The 3,179-nt window shown below is 38.9% G+C and carries 4 protein-coding genes; all 4 read left to right on the top strand.

All coding sequences use genetic code 11. The features are described from left to right. Positions 1–80 precede the first annotated feature (80 nt). Positions 81–467 (top strand): FxsA family protein, encoded by a 387-nt coding sequence (locus tag AB685_RS29160; protein ID WP_241773417.1) that lies wholly within the window; start codon positions 81–83, stop codon positions 465–467. Positions 468–605: 138 nt separating this feature from the next. Continuing rightward, positions 606–1,079, top strand: a complete 474-nt coding sequence (locus AB685_RS29155; RefSeq protein ID WP_047974110.1) for a DUF441 domain-containing protein — start codon at positions 606–608, stop codon at positions 1,077–1,079. A gap of 221 nt (positions 1,080–1,300) precedes the next feature. Beyond that, positions 1,301–2,416, top strand: coding sequence for a citrate synthase (gene citZ / locus AB685_RS29150; RefSeq protein WP_047974109.1), 1,116 nt, complete (start codon positions 1,301–1,303; stop codon positions 2,414–2,416). A gap of 111 nt (positions 2,417–2,527) precedes the next feature. After that, on the top strand, positions 2,528–3,179 hold a 652-nt coding region (locus tag AB685_RS29145; RefSeq protein WP_047974108.1), incomplete at its 3' end, for an isocitrate/isopropylmalate family dehydrogenase.

The following is a 3,179-nucleotide window of genomic DNA, read 5'->3' as shown; positions in this document are numbered from 1 at the left end:
AAGGAGAGGGGTTATCCTTCTCCTTTTTTCTTTAGTAGTATATTTAATTCACTATTGTGAAGGAGAGAACGATGTTTTGAATCCTATTTTTGCTAATTATTATCGTTCCGGCTTTAGAGATTGCCGTTCTTATTTTGTCTGGAAATACAATTGGAATTTGGCCGACGATCGCTCTTATTATTTTAACGGGAATCCTAGGGGCTTGGCTGGCAAAAAAAGAAGGTTTACAAGCAATCAGAGTGGCACAACTGCAAACAAGTCAAGGACAGGTGCCTAGTAGTGTAATGTTAGATGGTCTTTGTATTTTAATTGGTGGGGTTGTTTTACTGACACCGGGCTTTATTACAGATGCAATTGGCTTCTTTTTACTAATCCCTCAAACTCGTGGGATTGCGAAAGCATTTCTGCTCAAGATATTTAATAAAATGATAAAAAATGGAAATTTTATCATTATGTCTAGACGTTAACCACAGGACCTTACCTGTGGTTTTTATTTTATTTAAGACAATCTTTGGAGCATTGTGTACGAGTGTCAAACATGGCGGAATTTTCAAAACTATGATATGATAAGGTAGAATTGCTAAGGAGGAAGGTTGGGTACAAACTTGTTTTCACAAGCAACGTTATTTATGCTAATTCTACTTGCCGTTGCCCTTCTTGCTAAAAATCAATCCTTGCTTGTTGCTGTTGGCATTCTACTTATTATCAAATGGGTGGGACTTGGAGATAAATTATTTCCGCTATTCCAACAAAAAGGTATAAACATTGGTGTGACAGTGATTACGATCGCAGTATTAACACCAATTGTTACAGGGGAAATTGGTTTTAAACAACTTGGTGAAGCTGTGCGTTCTTCTTATGCATGGGTTGCACTAGCATCTGGCATTCTTGTTGCATTAATTGCATCAAGTGGAATTGATCTATTACAAAATKATCCTCATATTACAACCGCATTGGTATTTGGTACAATTCTAGCTGTCGCTTTATTTAATGGTGTAGCAGTAGGTCCTTTAATCGGTGCAGGGATCGCTTATTTGGCGATGAGGGTTGTACAATTCTTTACAAATTTGGGCGGCTAAGCCGACCGCTAAGTGAAACTATCAGAATACTAAGTTAAGTGATAGTTTTAAAATGAGTAAATTAATTTACTATTTAAACGTTCACAAAAGTGTAAAAAATGTTTATAATGGTGCTTGTGTACATCCTTCCTACATAGCGCACATTTTCATTTCGTCAAAAATGGAAATGTAAGCATTTACCGAAAGATGAAAAAGATATTCAGGGAAAAGGAGAGATTAACGTGAGTACAACTCGTGGTCTAGAAGGAATTGTAGCAACGACATCAAGTGTTAGTTCGATTATTGAAAGTGTCTTAACCTATCAAGGGTATGATATTGACGATTTAGCAGATAATGCGAGTTTTGAAGAGGTTATTTATCTTCTTTGGAACGGACGTCTTCCAAAAGAGCAAGAACTACGTTCGTTTACACAGGAGCTTGCTGATCATGCTGAAATTCCACAAGCAATTATTGATCAGATGAAATCATATCCAATCAATGAAGTTCATCCAATGGCTGCTCTACGTACGGCAATTTCAAGTCTCGCATTATTTGATGAAAATGCGGATGTAATGGAAGAAGAAGCGAACCGCTTAAAAGCCCTTAAGATCCAAGCACAAATCCCTACAATTGTGACAGCGTTTTCTCGAGTGCGTGAAGGGCAAGAGCCTGTTGCTCCTCGTAAGGATTTAGGTTTTGCAGCAAACTTCCTTTACATGCTAAATGGTGAAGAGCCAGATGAGGTTTCTGTTAATGCATTTAATAAAGCACTTGTGTTACATGCAGACCATGAGCTTAATGCTTCAACGTTTACTGCACGTGTCTGTGTAGCTACTCTTTCTGATGTATACTCTGGTATCACAGCAGCTATCGGAGCTCTTAAAGGCCCATTACACGGCGGAGCAAATGAAGCGGTTATGTCGATGCTAAATGAAATTGAAGAAGTAGAAAATGTCGAACCTTATATCCGTAAAGCTCTTGACAATAAAGAGAAAATTATGGGCTTCGGTCACCGTGTATACAAAAATGGAGATCCACGTGCTAAACACTTACGTGAAATGTCTAAACGCTTAACTAATATTACAGGTGAATCTAAGTGGTACGAGATGTCTTTAAAAGTTGAAGATATGGTTACTGGCGAAAAAGGTTTATTGCCAAATGTTGATTTTTATTCTGCTAGTGTTTACCATAGTCTTGGGATCAAACATGATTTGTTTACCCCAATCTTCGCTGTCAGCCGTGCATCAGGTTGGTTAGCTCACATCTTAGAGCAGTATAGTGATAACCGTCTAATTCGCCCACGCGCTGAGTATGTTGGACCTGGTAAACAGACATATGTTCCAATTGCACAACGCTAATCAGCGTAGCAAGGGGTTTATAGCTCCTTGTACATAAGTTAGTGGAGGACAAGGTCATACTTGTCTTGTACAGTGAAAGTTAGCTTTATCAATCTAGGGAGGTAATGTAACATGGCAAACGGAGAAGTAATTAAGGTAGAAAATGGAGTTTTAGACGTACCAAATAACCCAATTGTTCCTTATATCGAAGGAGACGGAATTGGTCCTGATATCTGGGCAGCGGCTTCACGTGTAATGGATGCTGCAGTAGAAAAAGCTTATAATGGCGAAAAGAAAATTGTTTGGAAAGAAATTTTAGCTGGTGAAAAAGCATTCAATGAAACTGGAAGCTGGTTACMAGAAGAAACATTAGAAGCGGTTCGTAAATATATGATCGCTATTAAAGGACCTCTTACAACACCAGTAGGCGGTGGGATTCGTTCATTAAACGTTGCCCTTCGTCAAGAGCTTGACTTATACGTTTGTCTACGCCCAGTACGTTATTTTGAAGGTGTACCTTCACCTGTAAAGCGTCCTGAAGATACAAACATGGTTATCTTCCGTGAGAACTCAGAAGATATTTACGCTGGTATTGAATATCAAGAAGGTTCTGATGAAGTGAAGAAATTAATCAAAWTCCTTCGTGAAGAGATGGGTGCTAGCAAGATCCGTTTCCCTGAAACATCTGGTATTGGTATCAAGCCTGTGTCACAGGAAGGTACAGACCGACTGGTTCGTGCGGCTATCCAGTATGCTCTTGATGAAGGTCGTAAGAGTGTAACAC

This window comes from Bacillus sp. LL01, from assembly GCF_001037965.1.
The sequence above is the reverse complement of the archived record's forward strand: the minus strand, read 5'-3'. Positions and strand labels throughout refer to the sequence as shown.